The organism is Mesorhizobium sp. M0060, assembly GCF_040323155.1.
Lineage (GTDB): Bacteria > Pseudomonadota > Alphaproteobacteria > Rhizobiales > Rhizobiaceae > Mesorhizobium.
In genome coordinates this window covers 143,244-161,535 of record NZ_JAMYUP010000001.1, presented here as the reverse complement: position 1 = coordinate 161,535, position 18,292 = coordinate 143,244, and the positions used below count along the sequence as shown (strand labels likewise).

18 protein-coding genes are annotated in these 18,292 nt (G+C 63.3%); 9 read left to right on the top strand and 9 right to left on the bottom strand.

The window, feature by feature from the left end:
• Positions 1-26 precede the first annotated feature (26 nt).
• Both NKJ94_RS00820 and NKJ94_RS00815 read right to left on the bottom strand, forming a co-directional pair.
• Entirely contained in the window at positions 27-911 is an 885-nt protein-coding gene (locus NKJ94_RS00820) for a DMT family transporter (protein WP_352522510.1), read from the bottom strand.
• Positions 912-1,129: 218 nt separating this feature from the next.
• Positions 1,130-1,537: a DUF2000 family protein gene (locus NKJ94_RS00815; protein ID WP_352522509.1), complete on the bottom strand. Its 408-nt coding sequence runs from the start codon at positions 1,535-1,537 to the stop codon at positions 1,130-1,132.
• Positions 1,538-1,586: 49 nt separating this feature from the next.
• Here NKJ94_RS00815 and NKJ94_RS00810 point away from each other — a divergent pair, with 49 nt between their 5' ends.
• Positions 1,587-2,459: an AraC family transcriptional regulator gene (locus NKJ94_RS00810; protein WP_352522508.1), complete on the top strand. Its 873-nt coding sequence runs from the start codon at positions 1,587-1,589 to the stop codon at positions 2,457-2,459.
• Position 2,460: 1 nt separating this feature from the next.
• On the opposite strand, the gene NKJ94_RS00805 is transcribed toward NKJ94_RS00810, so the two are convergent.
• Complete coding sequence (locus NKJ94_RS00805) at positions 2,461-2,943, bottom strand: MarR family winged helix-turn-helix transcriptional regulator (RefSeq protein WP_352454736.1); 483 nt, start codon at positions 2,941-2,943, stop codon at positions 2,461-2,463.
• A gap of 201 nt (positions 2,944-3,144) precedes the next feature.
• Complete coding sequence (locus NKJ94_RS00800; protein WP_352522507.1) at positions 3,145-3,867, bottom strand: intradiol ring-cleavage dioxygenase; 723 nt, start codon at positions 3,865-3,867, stop codon at positions 3,145-3,147.
• A 217-nt stretch (positions 3,868-4,084) separates the two neighbouring features.
• Here NKJ94_RS00800 and NKJ94_RS00795 point away from each other — a divergent pair, with 217 nt between their 5' ends.
• Positions 4,085-5,143, top strand: a complete 1,059-nt coding sequence (locus NKJ94_RS00795) for a CobW family GTP-binding protein (RefSeq protein WP_352522506.1) — start codon at positions 4,085-4,087, stop codon at positions 5,141-5,143.
• Positions 5,144-5,256: 113 nt separating this feature from the next.
• Positions 5,257-6,231 (top strand): WD40 repeat domain-containing protein, encoded by a 975-nt coding sequence (locus tag NKJ94_RS00790; protein ID WP_352522505.1) that lies wholly within the window; start codon positions 5,257-5,259, stop codon positions 6,229-6,231.
• A gap of 4 nt (positions 6,232-6,235) precedes the next feature.
• Here NKJ94_RS00790 and NKJ94_RS00785 read toward each other — a convergent pair whose 3' ends face one another.
• Entirely contained in the window at positions 6,236-6,688 is a 453-nt protein-coding gene (locus tag NKJ94_RS00785) for a hypothetical protein (RefSeq protein WP_352522504.1), read from the bottom strand.
• Positions 6,689-6,848: 160 nt separating this feature from the next.
• Between NKJ94_RS00785 and NKJ94_RS00780 the strand changes: the two genes are divergently transcribed.
• From NKJ94_RS00780 to NKJ94_RS00770, 3 genes are all read left to right on the top strand, one after another.
• Positions 6,849-8,231 (top strand): aspartate aminotransferase family protein, encoded by a 1,383-nt coding sequence (locus NKJ94_RS00780; protein WP_352522503.1) that lies wholly within the window; start codon positions 6,849-6,851, stop codon positions 8,229-8,231.
• 14 nt (positions 8,232-8,245) lie between these two features.
• Entirely contained in the window at positions 8,246-9,667 is a 1,422-nt protein-coding gene (locus NKJ94_RS00775) for a glutamine synthetase family protein (protein ID WP_352522502.1), read from the top strand.
• An 85-nt stretch (positions 9,668-9,752) separates the two neighbouring features.
• The gene (locus NKJ94_RS00770; protein ID WP_352522758.1) at positions 9,753-10,472 is read left to right on the top strand and encodes a UdgX family uracil-DNA binding protein; all 720 of its coding nucleotides are present in this window, start codon (positions 9,753-9,755) and stop codon (positions 10,470-10,472) included.
• 7 nt (positions 10,473-10,479) lie between these two features.
• Here NKJ94_RS00770 and NKJ94_RS00765 read toward each other — a convergent pair whose 3' ends face one another.
• The 4 genes from NKJ94_RS00765 to NKJ94_RS00750 all read right to left on the bottom strand — a co-directional run bounded on the left by NKJ94_RS00765 (position 10,480) and on the right by NKJ94_RS00750 (position 14,847).
• Entirely contained in the window at positions 10,480-11,745 is a 1,266-nt protein-coding gene (locus NKJ94_RS00765) for a glycerate kinase type-2 family protein (RefSeq protein ID WP_352522501.1), read from the bottom strand.
• Positions 11,742-12,245 (bottom strand): heme-degrading domain-containing protein, encoded by a 504-nt coding sequence (locus NKJ94_RS00760; protein ID WP_352522500.1) that lies wholly within the window; start codon positions 12,243-12,245, stop codon positions 11,742-11,744. Before NKJ94_RS00760 ends, NKJ94_RS00765 begins: the two co-directional genes overlap by 4 nt.
• A gap of 74 nt (positions 12,246-12,319) precedes the next feature.
• Positions 12,320-13,633, bottom strand: a complete 1,314-nt coding sequence (gene guaD / locus NKJ94_RS00755) for a guanine deaminase (protein WP_352522499.1) — start codon at positions 13,631-13,633, stop codon at positions 12,320-12,322.
• On the bottom strand, positions 13,630-14,847 hold the full coding sequence (locus NKJ94_RS00750; protein ID WP_352522498.1) for a urate hydroxylase PuuD: 1,218 nt from the start codon (positions 14,845-14,847) through the stop codon (positions 13,630-13,632). The genes guaD and NKJ94_RS00750 overlap by 4 nt, the downstream gene beginning before the upstream one ends.
• Positions 14,848-14,986: 139 nt before the next feature.
• Here NKJ94_RS00750 and NKJ94_RS00745 point away from each other — a divergent pair, with 139 nt between their 5' ends.
• The 3 genes from NKJ94_RS00745 (at position 14,987) to NKJ94_RS00735 (ending at position 18,268) form a co-directional block, all read left to right on the top strand.
• Positions 14,987-15,907: a LysR family transcriptional regulator gene (locus NKJ94_RS00745; protein WP_352522497.1), complete on the top strand. Its 921-nt coding sequence runs from the start codon at positions 14,987-14,989 to the stop codon at positions 15,905-15,907.
• A gap of 76 nt (positions 15,908-15,983) precedes the next feature.
• The gene (locus NKJ94_RS00740; protein WP_352522496.1) at positions 15,984-17,006 is read left to right on the top strand and encodes an LLM class flavin-dependent oxidoreductase; all 1,023 of its coding nucleotides are present in this window, start codon (positions 15,984-15,986) and stop codon (positions 17,004-17,006) included.
• The gene (locus tag NKJ94_RS00735; protein ID WP_352522495.1) at positions 17,003-18,268 is read left to right on the top strand and encodes an LLM class flavin-dependent oxidoreductase; all 1,266 of its coding nucleotides are present in this window, start codon (positions 17,003-17,005) and stop codon (positions 18,266-18,268) included. The genes NKJ94_RS00740 and NKJ94_RS00735 overlap by 4 nt, the downstream gene beginning before the upstream one ends.
• The last annotated feature ends 24 nt before the right edge of the window (positions 18,269-18,292 follow it).

Genomic DNA, 18,292 nt, shown 5'->3' with positions numbered 1-18,292 from the left:
CTCTTATGCCATCGATCCCGAGCAAATCAAAGTTTTTTTGCCAGCGCTTCCGCCTCCGCGTCCAGCATCGCGCGGTTGCGCACGCGAAGCTGGTGCTCGCGATGGACGATGTAGAGGCCGCTGGCGACGATGACGCCGGCACCAAGCAACGTCCAGCGGTCGGGAAACTGGTTGAAGACGATGAAGCCGCAGATGATCATCCAGATCATCTGCGAATAGGGATAGGGGGCCAGAGCCGTGGTGGTGGCAAGGCGATAGGCCTGCACCAGCAGCCAGTGACCGATGGCGCCGAAGACGCCAAGCATCGAGAGAATGAACCAGTGCCAGCCGTCAGGCGGCAGCGACAACGAAAGCGGCAGCATCGGCAAAAGCAGCACGGCCGGCGCGAGCGCCGAAAACAGGATGAGGCTCTCGGACGTCTCTGTAGCCGACAACCGGCGCGTCATGATGACGTAGAAGCAATTCGACAGTATCGAGCAAAGCGCGAAGAGATACCCGATGCCGAAAACACCGACGCCCGGCCGGGTGATGATGAGGACGCCGGCAAGGCCGGTCAGGATCGCCAGCCAGCGGCGCCAGCCCGCCCATTCGCCGAGCAGCGGACCGGCAAGCGCGGTGATCACCATCGGCCCGAAAAAGTAGATCGAAGTGGTTTCCGCGAGCTGCAGCGTCCGCAGCGCCAGAATGTTGAACATGGTCGACCCGAACAGGAACAGACCGCGCGTGATGTGCGCCGGCAGGTTGGCCGGACGAAAACGCGACGGCTCGCGCCACCCGCGCAGAAAGACGCCGACGAGCAGGACATGGACCGCGAAGCGGGTCCAGGCGACGATCAGCGCCGAGACGCCGGCCAGGACAAGGTATTTGCTGCTGGTGTCGAGGAAGGTGAAAAACACGTAGACGGAAAGCATGCAGAGGATCGCCGCCGGCGACGTCGCGCTTTCGTCTTGTCTTGAGGGAGCACTCAATTTCAGGCCGGACGGGAAGCAAGGCAGTCCTTCACCAATGCGGGAAATGTCGCCTGCCGGCAAGCCAAAAGAGGCTGGCACAACGACAGGCGCCGACAGGCACAGTCTCTGTTCCGCATATCGCTGTGCCAGAACGTCCACGCACTCTTGGGTGACATGCGTCAGGCGTGCATCCGGGCACCCTTGGTGATCTTGTCGACGAGCTTCTTTTCGGCGCGAAGCGCGATGCCGACGATCTTGGCGTCGTCCGGGGCAAATTCGGCAAAGACGGCACGGTTGGCCAGATCATGACCGGTCGAAAACATTTCCTCGACATAGAGCGAGGCCGTTACGTCGCGATCCAGCGCCCGCCGATGGATCGCGCCGAGTGTCTGGCCGTCCGCCGAAAGCACGATGACCGGCTGGATCGACAGCGGGTTGTAGATATTGCCGGCGCGATCACGGTAGGGGTCGCCGATAATGTCGGGAAATTGCGCGACGATGCCGCTGGTCAGAAAGGCGGTGACATTGAGCTTTTGCCAGACGGGAAGATCATCCTTGAGCACGATTGCAAATTTCGTATCGAACATGCGACAGTTTCCAATCCGAAAGGGCCAATCCGAGGCTGCGAGAGAAGCGATGCCGCACGGTCTAGAGGGGGAAGCCTTTCAGGGTCTTGGACGTTTGTGCGTGGATGCAGCCGAAAACTGCATCGTACCGGCACCCCGTGCTGCCGGCATGGAACGCATCGAGGCCCGGTTCCACGGCAACGCCTTCGATCTCCATCGCCACGACACCTATGCGATCGGGGTGACGCTTTATGGCGTGCAGCGCTTCCGCTATCGCGGCCAAATGCATCAGAGCTTGCCTGGCCAGATCATCATTCTTCATCCGGACGAAATGCACGACGGCGGCGCCGGCACCGAAGACGGATTGCGATACAGAATGCTGTATCTGGAGCCATCGCTGATGCTCGATTGTCTCGGCGGCGGATCACTGCCATTCGTCGGGAATGCCGTGGTGACAGACCGCGATCTCCGCGCGACGCTGCTTTCGGCGCTCGGGCCGCTGGATCAGGAACTGGACGAGCTGTTTGTCGTCGATTTCATGACGCAGCTTATGCAAAGCCTGGCCCGGCACGCCGGTCAGCCGGCGAAACCGGTAGCGAAAACGGCGTGGCGCGCCGCCAGCCTGGCGCGCGACTATCTGGAAGAAAATGTCGCGCGGATTGTGCGTTCGGATGAATTGGAGGCGATCACCGGGTTGGACCGTTATGCCCTGTCGCGGCACTTCCGCGCCACCTTCTCGACCAGCCCGCACCGGTTCTTGTTGATGCGCCGGCTTCAGCGAGCCCGTCGGATGATCGAAGCCGACGAGCCGCTGGCGCAGATCGCCATCGCAGCCGGCTTCAGCGACCAAAGCCATTTCAATCGGCATTTCAAGAAGGCGTTCGGCGTCACGCCCGGACGTTGGTCGGCACTGACGCGCCGGCCGTCAGCGGCGAACGCGTGACCTATTCAAGGATCTTGTCTTCGATATCCAGTTCGTCATCCGGGAGCACCATTTCGCCGTTCGAAAGGTTCGCCTCGACACGGGCAAGCAGCTTGAACAGCGCTTTCTGATCCTTCTTGTCGAGACCCTTCAATGCCTGCTTTTCGGTCTTCTTCACCGATTTCTCGATGGCGTGGATGATTTCGCGGCCGGTGTCGGTGAGGAAAATATGAGCCTGGCGGGCATCGGCGGAAGAGGCGCGCTTTTCCAGAAAACCCTGCGCCTGCAGCCGGTTGATGGTCTTGGTGATGGTCGGCGGACGCACGCCGAGGCGGCCGGCAAGATTGCCGGGCGTCTGCCCGTCCTCGCGGTCGAGCGCCAGCATGATCTGGTCCTGGCCGGCATAGAAGCCATGCGCCAGAAGCCGAGCGGCAAGCGCCGTGCGCGCCAGCCGCGCCGCCGAATGCAGCCGGCTCATTGTTGCAGTCTTATCCGCCTTGGCCATGCTCATCCCTCCTCGGCCGAACCGGTGCGGACAGCATAGAAGCAGCCCGCCGGTTGGCAATGACGATCGAAAACATTCCGGCTCGGAAAATAGCTTTGCCGGCAAGCATCTCGGTTCGCCGTGGCTAATGCCAGATGTTTATTTCAGTTAGATGACAAACGACTTTCCGCGAGGACTAGATGGCGATGTGACGAGGTGTTCTCAACCGGCCTTCACCGCGACCACCATCAAGGCCTGATAGGCGTCCGCCATTTCCCGCAGCGCTGCCTCCGACAGCGGCCCGGCCTGCCGCGCAATGCCGTCCCGCGCGTTCGATGTGTCGCGTTTGCCCGGGCGATCTTTATAGGGCGCGACGGTGGCGAATATCTGCTCGCTGAGGCTGTCGGGGAAGAACATCTGGCCGGTCATTACCGAGCGGTCATCGGGGAAGATCTTGAAATGGATGTGGGTAGTGCGGCCCCGATACCAGCCGGGATAGATGGTGGCGAATGAAGCAATGCCGCTTTCATCGGTTCTCTGCCAGCCCCGCAGAAAACTCTGGCCGGACGTGTCGACATCCTGTCCGTCGCCCTGTCCAGGATATCCGGAATAGGCGCCTTGGGCATCGCAATGCCAGATGTCGACGCGCGCGTCGGGAAGCGGCCGGCAGGCAGCATCGACGATTTGCAGCCGCACGTTGAGGGCAATGCCCCTCTTGCCCTCGGTGATGTCGGGGCGTTCGAGCTTCGGGTCGAAATAGAACGGCCCTTCCGTGACCTCGGGCGTGATGGCGCAGACACCAGCACCGGCTTCAAACAAAGCAAGCCCGGCATAGGGCGAAACCTGCCCAGCTCTTGCCCCGGCGGGCAGGAATATGCCGCCGGCGGTGACAGCTACAAGACCGAGTGCCTGCCGCCGGCTTAGTGGCAAGGACTTGTCGGACATCTGGCACCTCTTCAATGCGAACAGCCCCCGTGAGCAGCCCTTGGCCTATCTAGGCCCCACCACCAGCCCGCGCCAATGAAAGTTCGGTAATGTGGGGAATGTTCGGCAATGCAGGGAACTTTCGGTAATGCAGGCCTCTTTGGCCCACCGGTTTGCCTCGTGCAAAAGCAGAGCACACATCCTATATGGAGCCGACAATCCCTATTCGAGGCACAATATGAGCGACGCACAGACGCAGATCCCCGTAACCGTCCTCACCGGCTATCTTGGCGCCGGCAAGACGACACTGCTCAACCGCATCCTTTCGGAAAACCATGGCAAGCGCTACGCCGTCATCGTCAATGAATTCGGCGAGATCGGCATCGACAACGAGCTGATCGTGGAATCCGACGAGGAAATCTACGAGATGAACAATGGCTGCGTCTGCTGCACCGTGCGCGGCGACCTGATCCGCGTCGTCGAAGGCCTGATGCGCAGGCCCGGCCGCTTCGACGCCATCGTCGTCGAGACTACCGGCCTCGCCGATCCCGTGCCGGTGGCGCAAACCTTCTTCATGGACGACGACGTGCGTTCCAAGACCAGGCTCGATGCGGTGGTGGCGCTGGTCGATGCCAAGCACCTGCCGCTGCGTCTCAAGGATTCGCGCGAGGCCGAGGACCAGATCGCCTTTGCCGATGTCGTCGTGCTCAACAAGACCGATCTGGTCACCCCCGAAGAGCTGAGCAAGGTCGAGGCGACGATCCGCGCCATCAACCCGGCGGCACGCATCCATCGCACCACGCGCGCCGGCGTGGCGCTGACCGAGGTGCTCGATCGCGGTGCGTTCGACCTGTCCCGTGCGCTGGAGAACGATCCGCACTTCCTCGAGGCGCATGACGATCACGACCATCATGATCATGACCACCACCACCATGATCACGACGGCCACGATCACCACGATCATGACGGGCATCATCATGCGCACCCTTCCGACATCCATGACGTGACCGTGCAGTCGGTGTCGCTGCGCGGCGGCGAGATGGACCCGAAAAAGTTCTTCCCGTGGATCGAGAAGGTCACCCAGATGGAAGGCCCCAACATCCTGCGACTGAAAGGGATCATCGCGCTGAAAGGCGATGACGAGCGCTATGTCATCCAGGGCGTGCACATGATCATCGAAGGCGACCACCAGCGCGCTTGGAAGGACGGCGAGAAGCACGAGAGCCGGCTGGTGTTCATCGGCCGCGAACTCGACGCCGAGCGGTTGAAGAAGAGTTTCGAGGCCTGCCAGGCTTAGATCGCAACGGATATCTGGTTGGCCACCTGCTTGCTCGAGCAGGAAAGGTCGAGTAAGCCCCCTAACGGCCCTCGCAAGCGCCCTGAATCAGACATTCAACCGATCACAAACTCATGCCCACAGTCGCCCCGCTCGATCTCGAAGGCCATTGCCTCGCCGCCGGCTTCCTTGGCGACGTGCCGCATTTCGCGCTGGCCGACGGCACCGTCCATCGGCTCGACCATGGCCACAAGACGGTGCAGGCCAATGACGGAATGCTCGCCGCCGTTCACGATGCGGCAAACGACCGGCTGATCACCGGCGGTGAGGACGGCAAGATCTTTGCCGTGACCGCCGGCGGCAATACCACGGAATTGGCGACCGCAGGCAAAAAATGGATCACCAGCGTCGCCGCCGGGCCGCAAGGCGCTGTTGCCTATGCTTCGGGCAAGATTGCCTATGTGCGCTTTGCCGACGGCAAGACCAGAGAATTCTCGCATCCGCGCTCGGTCGAGGGGCTGGCCTTCTCGCCCAAGGGCATGCGCTTCGGCGTTGCCCGCTACAATGGCGCAACGCTGCATTTCCCGGCCGCCGACGGCAAGCCGGTCGAACTCGAGTGGGCCGGCGCCCACACCGGCATCACCTTCTCGCCGGACGGCAGCTTCGTCGTCACCACAATGCAGGAAAACGCGCTGCATGGCTGGAAACTCGCCGACGGCAAGCACATGCGCATGTCCGGCTATCCCGGCAAGGTCAAAAGCCTGTCGTGGAGCGCCAAGGGCAAATGGCTGGCGAGTTCCGGCGCGCCGGCGGCGATCGTCTGGCCGTTTTCGGGCAAGGACGGGCCGATGGGCAAGGCGCCACTGGAACTCGGCACGCGCGGCAACGCCATGGTCACCTGCGTCGCCTGCCACCCGAGCCAGGATGTCGTCGCCATAGGCTATGATGACGGCATGGTGATGGCGGTGCGCTTCGCCGACGCCAGGGAAGTGCTGTTGCGCCGGCCGGGCAAGGGCGCCGTCACTTCGATGATGTGGGACAAGGAAGAGCGCCGCATCGCTTTCGGCAGCGCCGCCGGCGATTGCGGCGTCATCGACATTTCGGCGTAGTCCGTTACTCAGCTCCACAAGATACTTTGCCGGTCAATTCAGCCGGCTTACCGTCCCGGTCCGCGTCTGTCGTGCCGTCATAGACTTCGAGCAAATAGCGCCCGTCATAGACGCCTTCGTCGCTGGCCTTTGTCAGAATGGCCAGCTTGACATAGCTATAGGTGTTTGCGACCTCGTGCTCGCGATAGACGAGCAGCCGCAACTCCTTGTTGTCGAGCCAGTATTGCGTGAGGTTCGAATCCTCGAACAGCGTCTTGCGCAGATCGTCACCGACTGGCCTGTCCAGAATTTCGACATCGCCGCGAAAATTGAAAGTTGGTCCGCCCATGCCGGTGATGACGCCGGCATCGACCTGGAATTTTACCGCCTTGTCTTCGACCGAACACCAGATGCCGCCGGAGGCCAAGGCCGTGCCGGCCGACAAAAGCAGCGTTGCTGCACAAACGATCGCCCGCATTGTTCTTCCCCAACCACCAACCTGCCCGCATTGATGCCGGTTGCCACGCTGAGGTCAAGCGCCGGTCATGTTCGCCATGATCGCTGAACCAACGCAGGGCAGCCACCCGGCCAATTGCGGTGGCAGAGGCCGATTGGCTAGAGTGCTGATGAGAGGGCTCATGAACGTCATCGACCATTCAAAGACTTCCATCGGCGGCATCGGCCCGGCCCGGATCGCCGAGTTGCGCGAGACCGAGGCAGAAGCCTTCCGCCGGGCGCGGCCGAAATCGATGGCCAAAATCGGCAATGGCCTGCCCGGCTTCTTCGGCGGCGTGCCGATGCACTGGATGAACGACTGGCCGACGCCGTTCCCGATCCTCGTGGATAGCGCCAAAGACGCCACTATCACCGACATCGACGGCAACCGGCTCGACGATTTCTGCCTCGGCGACACCGGCTCGATGTTCGGCCATTCGCCGCCGCCAGTCGCCCGCGCAATCCGCCGGCAGGCCGGACGCGGCCTGACCTACATGCTGCCTTCCGAAGACGCGCTCGCCATCGGTCCGCTGCTGCAGCAGCGTTTCCGCTTGCCGTCTTGGCAGATCGCGACGACGGCGACAGACGCCAACCGCTTTGCGCTGCGGGTTGCCCGCGCCGTCACCGGCCGGGAAAAGATCCTGGTCTTCAACGGCTGCTATCACGGCTCGGTCGACGAGACGATGGTCCGACTGGTCGACGGCAAGGCGGTGAACCGGCCCGGCCTTGCCGGCGAGTTCCGCGACTTGACGCGGGCGACTGATGTGGTCGAGTTCAACGATCTGCCGGCGCTCGAGGCCGCACTCCGCGACAACGATGTCGCCTGCGTCATCACCGAGCCGGTGCTGACCAACTCCTGCATGGTGCTGCCCGAAGCCGGCTTTCATGACGGGTTGCGGCGGCTCACCCGTGCGACCGGCGCGCTGCTGCTGATCGACGAGACGCACACGATCTCGACCGGTCGCGGCGGCTATACGAGGAAATACGGGCTGGAGCCGGACCTGTTCGTACTCGGCAAGCCGATCGCCGGCGGCGTGCCGGCGAGTGTCTGGGGCATGAGCGAAGACGTTGCGGCGCGCTATGCCGCTTATATCAGCCAGAAAGAGCCCGGCTATTCCGGCATGGGGACAACGCTATCGGCCAATCCGCTGCAATTCGCGGCGATGCGCGCCACGCTCGAACACGTCATGACCGACGACAACTACAGCCATATGGAGCATCTGGCGCGGCGGCTTGACGCCGGGTTGACCGCCGTCATCGACCGCTACCGGCTGCCCTGGCACGTTGCCCGAGTCGGCGCCCGTGTCGAGTTCATCTGCGCACCAGGCCCGCTGAGGAATGGCGGCGATGCAGAGGGAGCGCATGCGCCGGAGCTCGAGGCGGCGATCCACGTTGCGCTGGTCAATCGCGGCGTGCTGATCGCACCGTTCCACAATATGATGCTGATCTCGCCTGCGACCGGCGCCGCCCAGGTGAACCGGCTGATCACCGCCTTCGGCGCGGTTGCGGCAAAGCTTGTGGCATGAGACAAGCTTGCCACATGAAACAAGCGCCCAAGCAAAGTTTGAACCTGGTCACGGCATCCCCTTCGGGCTCGACGCCCGCCGAGGCGCAGGCCTTTCTCGACGCCCATCCCGAGATCGAGGCGTTCGACATCGTGCTGACCGACGCCAATGGCGTCGGGCGTGGCAAGATCGTGCGCCGGCATGAATTGATGAGCATCTTCGAGGGCGGCCGGCACATGCCGATCTCGATTCTCGGCCTCGACATCACCGGCGAGGATGTTCACGAGACCGGGCTGATCTGGACGACCGGCGACGGCGACCTGCGCGCATGGCCAATCCCCGGCACGCTGGTGCCGCTATTCGGCACACAGCCGCCGCGCGGCCAGGTGCTGATGGCGATGTACCACCTCGATGGCCAGCCGATGTCGTCCGACCCGCGGCTGGCGCTCGCCCGCCAGGTGGATATCCTCGCGGCCAAGGGCCTGCATCCGGCCGGCGCCTTCGAGCTCGAATTCTTCCTGCTCGCCAACGAGCGCGATGCCGAAGGCAAGGTGCAGCCCGCCCACGCGGTGCTCGACGGCCGCCGCTCGGCCAAGACCGAAGTCTATTCCGTCGACCATCTGCACGGCATGGAGCCGCTGTTTTCCGACATCTATGCTGCCGCCAAGGTGCAAGGCATCCCGGCCGAAACGGTCATTTCCGAATATGCGCCCGGCCAGTACGAGCTGACGCTCAACTACCGCAAGGACGTCATGCGGGCGGCCGACGATCTCGTCATGCTCAAGCGGCTGGTGCGGGCGCAGGCACGTCGCCATGGCGTTACCGCTTGCTTCATGGCCAAGCCGATCGAGAAGTATGCCGGCTCAGGCATGCATTTCCATGTCTCGCTGCTGGACGATGCCGGCAAGAACGTCTTTGCCGAAGCCGGCGGCGAAAACTGGTCGCTGCCGCTGCTGCGCGGCCTTGGCGGCCTCATCCAGACGATGGCGGAATCGATGCTGGTGTTTGCACCGCACGCCAATTCATGGCGGCGCTTCGTCTCGCAATCCTATGCCCCGGTGGCGCCGAGCTGGGGCGTCAACAATCGCTCGGTGGCGCTGCGCGTGCCGGCCGGCGATGCCAAGAACCGGCGCATCGAGCACCGGCCGTCGGGCGTCGACGCCAATCCTTACCTGGTGGCGGCGACGGTGCTGGCCGGCATCACCAGGGGTCTCGACGAGGGGCTCGATCCCGGTCCCGAAACGACCGGCAATGGCTACGAATCCGCCGTCACGCGTACGACGATGCCGGTCGACTGGCGCGCCGCGATCGAGGCGGCAAGGGCGTCGACCTTCCTCAAGGGCGCATTGGGCGAAGATCTGCACCGGACATTCGTGGCGATCAAGCAATCCGAATATCTGCGCGTGGCACGCACGGTCAGCGAGCTGGATTATCACCTTTATCTGCACGAAGTGTAAGGCCCTGCCCCGCAGGGTTCGTCCGGCGAAGTTCCGACCGAACCAGTTTTGAAGGAACCTTCTGGCGGCTTCGCTCATTCCGGTTCTGATCGCGGAAGCGGACAGGACCGTACTCGCCATGATCGCCAGAATGACAACACCCGCGCCGCACCACACCAAGGTGCAGGCCAGACGCTTGCCGGCAGGCAAGTCCCCGGAAACGACAGAAATCGACGCCAGGACCATTCCTGAACTGCGCGAAACGGCTAAAATCTGCCGCCGCTGTCCGCTGTGGCACGACGCGACGCAGACCGTATTCGGCGAAGGGCCTGACAAGGCGAAGGTGATCTTCGTCGGCGAACAGCCGGGCGACCAGGAAGATCTGGCCGGCAAGCCTTTCGTCGGTCCGGCGGGCAAGGTGTTCGATGCGATCCTGGACGATGCCGGCGTCGACCGGCTGAAAGTCTACGTCACCAACGCGGTCAAGCATTTCAAGTTCGAGCCGCGCGGCAAGCGGCGCATCCATTCGAAGCCGAATGCCGGGGAGGTGCAGGCCTGCCGCTGGTGGCTCGACAAGGAGCTCGATCTGATCAAGCCCAATCTGGCGGTGGCGCTCGGCGCCACGGCAGCGCAGTCGCTGCTCGGCAAGGTGGTGCCGATCATGAAGATGCGCGGGGCGGTCGTAGAGCGGGACGATGGCCTGCGTGTCTTCGTCACCATCCACCCGTCCTTCATCCTTCGCATTCGCGAGCCGGCGGACAAGCAGGCCGAACGCGAACGGTTTCTGCAGGACATGAAAGCAGTGAAAAAGCTGATGGCGGCCTGAGCTTGGCCTATTTGACTAATATCGCCCTGAGATCGTTGACGTTCGTCCCGGTCGGTCCAGGCACGAAGAGGTCGCCGACGGCGTTAAACGCGGTCCAGGCGTTGTTGCCGGCAAGCATGGCCTTGGCATCGACGCCCACCGCCCGCATCCGCGACACCGTCGAACCGTCGGCGAAGGCGCCGGCATTGTCTTCCGAACCGTCGATGCCGTCGGTGTCGGCGGCCAGTGCATGGACGCCCGCCATGCCGTTGATGCCAATGGCGAAAGCAAGCAGGAATTCCGAGTTGCGTCCGCCCTTGCCTTTCGCGCGCAAGGTCACCGTCGTCTCGCCGCCGGACAGGATCAGCACCGGTTTTGGGAATGGCCGGTTGCGCGTCGCCACCTCGCGGGCGATCGCCGCGTGGACGCTGCCGACCTCGCGCGCCTCGCCTTCAATGGAATCGGAGAGGATGACGGCCTGAATGCCTTGACGCTTCGCTTCGGCTGCAGCCGCCTCCAGCGACACGCCGGCCGAGGCGATCAGATGCACTTCGTTGCGGGAAAAGCGCGGATCATCCGGACGCGGTGCATCTGCAGCCGGCGAGCTGATATGCGCCATCACTTGAGCAGGCAGTTTCATGCCATAGGCGGCGATCGATGCCAGCGCCTCTTCGCGGCTTCCCAAATCGGGAACGGTTGGGCCGGAGGCGACCAGCGCCGGATTGTCGCCCGGAATGTCTGAAACGACCAGCGAGACCAGTTTGGCCGGATAGGCGGCGGCCGCCAGCCTGCCGCCCTTGATCGTGGAAAGATGTTTGCGGATGGTGTTCATGGCGGCGATGGGCGCGCCGGAGGCGAGCAGCGCCTCGTTGGCGGCGATCTCATCGGCCAGCGTCAGACCTTTGGCGGGCGCCGGCAGCAGCGCCGAGCCGCCGCCGGAGATGAGCGCGACGACGAGGTCGTTGGCCGTTAGTCCCTGAACCTTTTCGAGCAACCGTCGTGAAGCCTCCAACCCGGCGGCGTCCGGCACCGGGTGCGCCGCCTCGATGATCTCGATGCGCCGGCATGTCGCGCCACAGCCATAACGGGTGACCACCAGCCCTTGGATCGGCCCGTCCCACACTTTCTCGAAAGCCGCCGCCATCTGCGCCGAGCCTTTTCCCGCGCCGATGACGATCGTGCGGCCCTTCGGCTTTGCCGGCAAATGGTCCCTGATGGTCCTTTCGGGATCGGCGGCGGCAACGGCGGCGTTGAAGATCGACGTGAGGAAGAGTTTGGGGTCTACCTCTGTCATTTTGCTTCCAGCGGCAGTGCCAGCCCGCGCGCGTCGATGCTGAGATGCTCGCAAAGCGCATTGACCACCACGCCGTGGTCCTCACGCTCCGGCAGGCCGGAGACTGCGATCACGCCAATGACACCGGCGCTCTTGACCGTGATGGGAAAGCCGCCGCCGGCCAGCACATAATCTGATATATCCAGCCCCTCGCCGGGCTTGAAGCTGCGGTCGGGGCGCTGCTGCTCCAGCACCATGCGATAGGTGCTTTTCAAAAACCGGCGCACGACATTGATCTTGCGCCGCGCCCAATCCGGATTGGAGGCGTTCGAGCCGGGCATTGCCGCATAAAACAGCGGCCGGTCGAAGGTTCTGATATCGACGATGATCGGCAGGTTCTCGGCTAGCGCGCGGTCGCGGATCGCCGAGCCGATCTTGAAAGCGACGGCCTCATCGAACGCCGGGAAGACGAGCGTGGCTTCCTGTTTCTTGATCAGAGCGATGTCGTCCGCAACGGCCATGTCGTTCCCCTGTCAACTTCGCTGCACGATTTGACCGATGGCTGCCGCTCGGTCAAGCCCGCCGTATACGACAGCTAAACCGCCATGTCCGTCTTGGCCGCCCGGCCGGCGACATAGACCTCGCGCACGGCGCGGTCGTCGCCGAGCGTCTGCAGCAGAAACAATTCCTCGGCGAGCGTGTCCGCCGTCTCCATCCGCAGCCGCATCGCCGGCGTGGCGCGAGCGTCGAGCACGACGATATCGGCATCGCTGCCTTCCTTCAGGGTGCCGATCTTTTCCGCAAGCGACAGCGCCTCGGCATTGCCGAGGGTCAATTGCCAGAAGGACTGCAACGGATTGAGCTTCTCGCCGTTCAGCGCGATCACCTTATAGCCCTCGTCCATGGTACGCAGCATCGAATAGTTGGTCCCGCCGCCGACATCGGTGGCAGCGGCTATGCGGAGCGACTTTTCGCGGCGGCGATACCGCTGATAATTGAACAGGCCCGAGCCGAGAAACAGATTGGAGGTCGGGCAGAACACCGCCACCGAGCCGCTATCCGAAAGCGCATCCGCCTCGCGTTCCGACAGATGGATGCAGTGGCCGAACAGGCTTTTGCGGCCGAGCAGCCCGTAATGCTCATAGATGTCGGTATAGTCGCGCGCCTGCGGATAAAGCTTCTGGGTGAAAGCGATCTCGGCGTGGTTTTCCGACAGATGCGTTTGCATATGCAGGTCCGGATATTCACGGCAGAGCGTACCCGCCATCTCCAATTGCTCCGGCGACGAGGTGATGGCGAAGCGCGGGGTGATGGCATAGTGCTGGCGCCCCTTGCCGTGCCACTCCTCGATCAGCGCCTTGCTGTCGTCATAACCCGATTGCGGCGTGTCGAGCACGCCTTCCGGGGCGTTGCGGTCCATCATAACCTTGCCGGCGATATTGAGCATGTTGCGGTCGTGCGACTCGGCAAAGAACGCCTCGGCCGATTCCTTGTGCACCGAGCAATAGGCGGCGACCGTCGTCGTGCCGTGGCGCAATACTTCATCCAGGAACAGTCTGGCGATACGGCGTCCATGCTGAGCGTTCTGGAATTTGATCTCCTCGGGAAAGGTGTAGGTGTTCAGCCAGTCGAGCAGCTCGGCGCCGTAGGAAGCGATGACCTGCATCTGCGGAAAATGCGCGTGCGCATCGATGAAACCGGGCAGCAGCAGATGCGGCCGATGGTCGATCTTTTTTGTTCCCGCGCCCGCCTTTTTCTCGACCTCGGAATAGGCGCCCGCTGCAATGATCCTGCCGTCGTGCATCAGCAGGCCGCCATCGTGCTCGTAACGCCAGGCGGAATGGTCGTCGATGGTTTCGGGCCAGCGCAAAAACGACAGCGTACGGCCGCGCAGGAGCGTGCTGGTCATTTCCCCGCGCCTTCGAACCAGGCCACCAGCAGCGCCCGTTCCTTGTCGGTGATCTGGGTGACGTTGGCGGGCGGCATGGCGTGGCTGCGGCCGGCCTGCAGGTAGATCTCGCCGGCGTGCTCGGCGATGCCGGCATCGGTGTCGAGCATCACGCCCTTCGGCGCGTGGTAGATACCCTCGTAGGACGGCTCTGCCGTGTGGCACATCGAACAGCGGCCAAGAACGGTGTCGCGCACAGCGGCGAAGTGCGCCGAGGCGACGTAGACCTCCGCCGCCGAGGACGTCTTGACCTCGCCGGTCAACAGCTTCGGCACCGTCGACAGCCAGATGATGACGACGAACAGCACGGCCGCCACCAGCCAGGTCCAGGTCGGATTGCCTTTACGTGCATGCATGGTGTTGAAATAGTGCCGGATCAGCACGCCGATGATGAACACCAGCGAGGCAATGACCCAGTTGAACTCTGTCCCGAACGCCAGCGGATAGTGGTTCGACAGCATCAGGAACAAAACCGGCAGCGTCAGGTAATTGTTGTGCAGCGAGCGCTGCTTGGCGATCTTGCCGTATTTCGGATCTGGCTTCCTGCCGGCGATCAGGTCGGCGACGACGATCTTCTGGTTGGGGATGATGACCATGAAAACGTTGGCCGACATAATCGTCGCGGTGATGGCACCAAGATGCAGGAAGGCGGCGCGGCCCGTGAACAGGTGGGTTAGCCCCCAGGCGACGAACACCAGCACCCCGTAGAGCACCAGCATCAGGCCGGTGTCGCTCTTGCCGAGCGGCGAACGGCACAAGAGATCGTAGACCACCCAGCCGATGCCGATCGTCGCCAGCGACAACAAGATGCCTGTAGGCACCGACATCGCGAGCACATTCGGATCGATCAGGAACAGGTCCGCGCCGGCATAGTAGACCACGCACAGCATGGCGAAGCCCGACAGCCAGGTGGCGTAGGATTCCCATTTGAACCAGGTCAGGTGCTCGGGCATTTCAGCCGGCGCCACCAGATATTTCTGCACGTGGTAGAAGCCGCCGCCATGCACCTGCCATTCCTCGCCGAAAGCGCCGGCAGGCATGCCCGGACGCTGGCGCAGGCCGAGATCGAGCGCGACGAAATAGAAGGACGACCCGATCCAGGCGATGCCGGTGACGACGTGCAGCCAGCGCACGGCGAAATTCAGCCAATCCCAGAATATCACGAAATCCATCATGAAAAGTCGTCCCTGCCGATCGGCTGACTTTACGGGCTGGAGCGCAAACGGAAAGGGCCGAGGTGCACGATGACTTTCAAAAAAAATTGGAAAATACTACGCTCGTTACACGCAGCCACATGAGAGCCACGAAAGCCGCATGGCCTATCTCGATAACATCGCCGTTTTCGTCCGCGTCGTCGAGCTCGGCAATTTGTCGGCGGCTGGGCGCGACATGCGCATTTCGCCGGCGGTCGCCTCCAACCGCATCAAGGAGCTCGAGAAGCATCTCGGCGTCAGGCTGTTCAACCGCACGACGCGGCAGTTGATGCCGACCGAGCACGGCACGGTGTTCTACTCCGGCGCCAAGCAGGTGCTGGAGGCGGTCACCGAGGCGGAAGCGGCGGTCAGCGCCTTATCCGGCCAGCCGCGCGGCACCATAAAAGTGACGGCACCGCTCGGCCTCGGCCGGCGGCTGGTAGCATCGGGCATTCCGGATTTCCACGACAGGTACCCCGATATCGAGGTGCGGCTCCGGCTTTCCGATCACAATGTCGACATCATGAAGGAAGGCATCGATGTTGCGTTCCGGCTGGGCATCATCGAGGATTCTAGCCTCAGAATGCGCGGCATCATGGAATGCGAACGGGTGCTGGTGGCGGCGCCGAAATATCTGGAAGCGCGCGGCGAGCCCCGCGAGCCGCAGGAGTTGATCGGCAAGAAGCACGACTGCCTGATGCTGCGCTATTCCGGCGCGCGCGAATATGTCTGGACGCTGCAGACGCCAAGCGGGCCGCAAAAATTCGAGGTGCACGGCCCCTACGATACCGATGATGGCGACGTGCTGACCGGCTGGGCGCTGTCCGGCCGCGGCATCATCAACAAGCCGCGCTTCGAGGTCGAGCCATTTATCCGCGACCAGCGGCTGAAAGTGATCCTGAGCAACACGCCGCCGACGCCGGTACAGTTCGCCGCCGTCTACCCGCACAAGAAGCTGCAGGATCCGAAGGTGCGGCTGCTGCTCGACTTCATGGCCGAGCGCTGCCAGCGGCTGATCAGGGATATTCTGGCCGGCAAGTGATCGCCGGCTGGCCGGTTGCTTTCCGTCCAGCCGGCGAAGATAATTCCTGCGGAATCTCACTCACCAGGGAAGACCAATGGCCAACGGCGCCACAATGCATCTCGCCGTTTCGCTGTCTCCGGAAGCCGCCCCTCCCCATCCGCCCGACGCCGGCCCGGATTTCAGCCTTCTGACCCGGTCCGTGCAAAAGGCCGAAGCAGCCGGGTTGGACATGGTGTTGCTCGCCGATTCCGCGCTGGCTGCAGGCGGCGGACCGAACCGGCAAGTGCCGTTCGAAGCGACGACCCTGCTGGCGGCACTGGCGACGGTGACGAGCAGGATCGGCCTGGTCGCGGCAGCCTCGATGGTCGCCCACCAGCCCTACAATCTCGCACGCCGTTTCGCCTCACTCGACATCATCAGCCATGGTCGCGCCGGCTGGCACGCGAGCATGATGCCCGGTCCGCGCGAGGCGGCCAATTTCAGCCGGCCGGAAGGGATTCCCACTGACGATTTTCGCCGGCGCGCGGTGGAGTTCATCGGCATCGTGCAAGGCCTGTGGAAAGGCTGGGACGCGGACGCGCTGCTGTTCGACAAGCGTGGCGGCCGCTTCTTCGATCCCGAAAAAATGCACCTGCTCGGCCACAAGGGCGAGTATTTCTCGGTGCGGGGGCCGCTCAATGTGGCACCGTCGCCGCAGGACACGCCGGTGCTAGTGATGTCCGGCCTGTCCGAGCCCGACATGGACATCGCCGCCCGCACCGCCGACGTCGTCCTGCTGGACGAGCTATCCGTCGAGCGCACCAAGGCACTGCACGACGATCTGAAGCGCCGCGCACTTGCGTTTGGCCGCAGTCCGGGCGCGATAAAGGTGCTGATGAATGTAGCGGCGGGTGCCGAAATGACGGCCAGGCCGGACACATTCGCGGACAGGCTCGAAGAGCGCTTTCGCTCGAGAGCCTGCGAGGGGTTCAACATCGACATGCCGCTCAAGTCGACGCTCGACGATTTCATCGGTCGCGTGCTGCCGGAGCTTCACCGTCGCGGCCTTGTTCTGTCTGGTTACAGCGGGGCGACACTGCGCTCCCACCTCGGACTTGCCGGGGAGGATCGACAATGAGTACCGGTCGACGCCAGATGAAGCTCGGCGCCTTCCTGTGGGCGACAGGCCACCACATCGCCGCCTGGCGCCATCCGCAGGCGCATGTGACAGCCGGTATCGACATCGACCATTACATCCAGCTGGCGCGCACGGCGGAGGCGGCGAAGTTCGACATGATCTTCTGCGAGGACGCCGCCGGCGTGCGCGAGGCCAATGTCAACATCGCCAGCCAGACCTCACGCTCGATCGGCTTCGAGCCGATCAGCCTGCTTGCGGCGCTCGCCGTCCAGACGGAGCGCATCGGGCTCGTCTCCACGGCATCGACGAGCTACAATGAGCCTTACGGGCTGGCGCGGACCTTCTTGTCGCTCGATCATCTGAGCGGCGGGCGTGCCGGCTGGAACCTTGTCACTTCCGCCAGCCAGATCGAGGCCGCCAATTTCGGCTCGACCGGTCTGCGCCCGCATGCGGACCGTTACGAGCGGGCGCGCGAATTCGCTGCCGTGGTCGCAGCTCTCTGGCGGGGCGCAGGAACCAGTGGCTTCAATCACGAAGGCAGAAGTTTTTCGGTGCGCGACCCGCTCGATCTGCCGCGTTCGCCGCAAGGTGCACCGGTCATGATTCAGGCGGGAGCGTCGGACGAGGGCCGCGACCTCGCCGCCCGAACCGCCGATGTGGTGTTCACGGCGGCGCAAACGTTCAAGGAGGCGAAGGCCTTCTACGATGACCTCAAAGGGCGGCTGGCGGTCTATGGGCGCGAGCCGGACGACGTCAAGATCATGCCTGGCGTCGCACCGATCGTCGCTGCAAGCGAAACGGAAGCCCGGGCAAAATATGATGAATTGCAGGAACTGATCCCGGACGACGTCGGCGTCGCGCTGCTTTCCAGCTATCTCAGCATATCCGATCTCGCGCGCTATCCCATCGACGGACCGCTGCCGGAGCTGCCGGCCAGCGAAGGCATGCAGAGCCGGCAGGCGCTGGTCATCGAGCAATCCCGCCGCGATAACCTGTCCATTCGCCAGCTTGCCCGCCATTTTGCCGGCGCGCGCGGCCATTGGCGCGTCGTTGGAACGCCGGCTCAGATCGCCGACGAGCTCGAGGCACGCTTCGAGGGCGGCGCGGCAGACGGTTTCAACGTCATGCCATCCTATTTTCCCGGCGAATTCGACGCCTTTGCAACGCTTGTCGTGCCGGAGTTGCAGCGACGCGGCCTGTTCCGCACGGACTATCGAGGCAGCACGCTGCGTGAACACCTGGGCTTGAATCGGCCGGCGTAAGCGGCGAGCGGAACGAAAGTCGGA

Coding starts and splice junctions, on each gene's coding strand:
- NKJ94_RS00735 (WP_352522495.1), top strand. CDS start 17,003: ATGAGTACCGGTCGACGCCAGATGAAGCTCGGCGCCTTCCTGTGGGCG.
- guaD (WP_352522499.1), bottom strand. CDS start 13,633: ATGACCAGCACGCTCCTGCGCGGCCGTACGCTGTCGTTTTTGCGCTGG.
- NKJ94_RS00765 (WP_352522501.1), bottom strand. CDS start 11,745: ATGACAGAGGTAGACCCCAAACTCTTCCTCACGTCGATCTTCAACGCC.
- NKJ94_RS00745 (WP_352522497.1), top strand. CDS start 14,987: ATGGCCTATCTCGATAACATCGCCGTTTTCGTCCGCGTCGTCGAGCTC.
- NKJ94_RS00785 (WP_352522504.1), bottom strand. CDS start 6,688: ATGCGGGCGATCGTTTGTGCAGCAACGCTGCTTTTGTCGGCCGGCACG.
- NKJ94_RS00780 (WP_352522503.1), top strand. CDS start 6,849: ATGAACGTCATCGACCATTCAAAGACTTCCATCGGCGGCATCGGCCCG.
- NKJ94_RS00775 (WP_352522502.1), top strand. CDS start 8,246: ATGAAACAAGCGCCCAAGCAAAGTTTGAACCTGGTCACGGCATCCCCT.
- NKJ94_RS00750 (WP_352522498.1), bottom strand. CDS start 14,847: ATGATGGATTTCGTGATATTCTGGGATTGGCTGAATTTCGCCGTGCGC.
- NKJ94_RS00790 (WP_352522505.1), top strand. CDS start 5,257: ATGCCCACAGTCGCCCCGCTCGATCTCGAAGGCCATTGCCTCGCCGCC.
- NKJ94_RS00810 (WP_352522508.1), top strand. CDS start 1,587: ATGCCGCACGGTCTAGAGGGGGAAGCCTTTCAGGGTCTTGGACGTTTG.
- NKJ94_RS00800 (WP_352522507.1), bottom strand. CDS start 3,867: ATGTCCGACAAGTCCTTGCCACTAAGCCGGCGGCAGGCACTCGGTCTT.
- NKJ94_RS00740 (WP_352522496.1), top strand. CDS start 15,984: ATGGCCAACGGCGCCACAATGCATCTCGCCGTTTCGCTGTCTCCGGAA.
- NKJ94_RS00760 (WP_352522500.1), bottom strand. CDS start 12,245: ATGGCCGTTGCGGACGACATCGCTCTGATCAAGAAACAGGAAGCCACG.
- NKJ94_RS00820 (WP_352522510.1), bottom strand. CDS start 911: ATGCTTTCCGTCTACGTGTTTTTCACCTTCCTCGACACCAGCAGCAAA.
- NKJ94_RS00805 (WP_352454736.1), bottom strand. CDS start 2,943: ATGGCCAAGGCGGATAAGACTGCAACAATGAGCCGGCTGCATTCGGCG.
- NKJ94_RS00815 (WP_352522509.1), bottom strand. CDS start 1,537: ATGTTCGATACGAAATTTGCAATCGTGCTCAAGGATGATCTTCCCGTC.
- NKJ94_RS00795 (WP_352522506.1), top strand. CDS start 4,085: ATGAGCGACGCACAGACGCAGATCCCCGTAACCGTCCTCACCGGCTAT.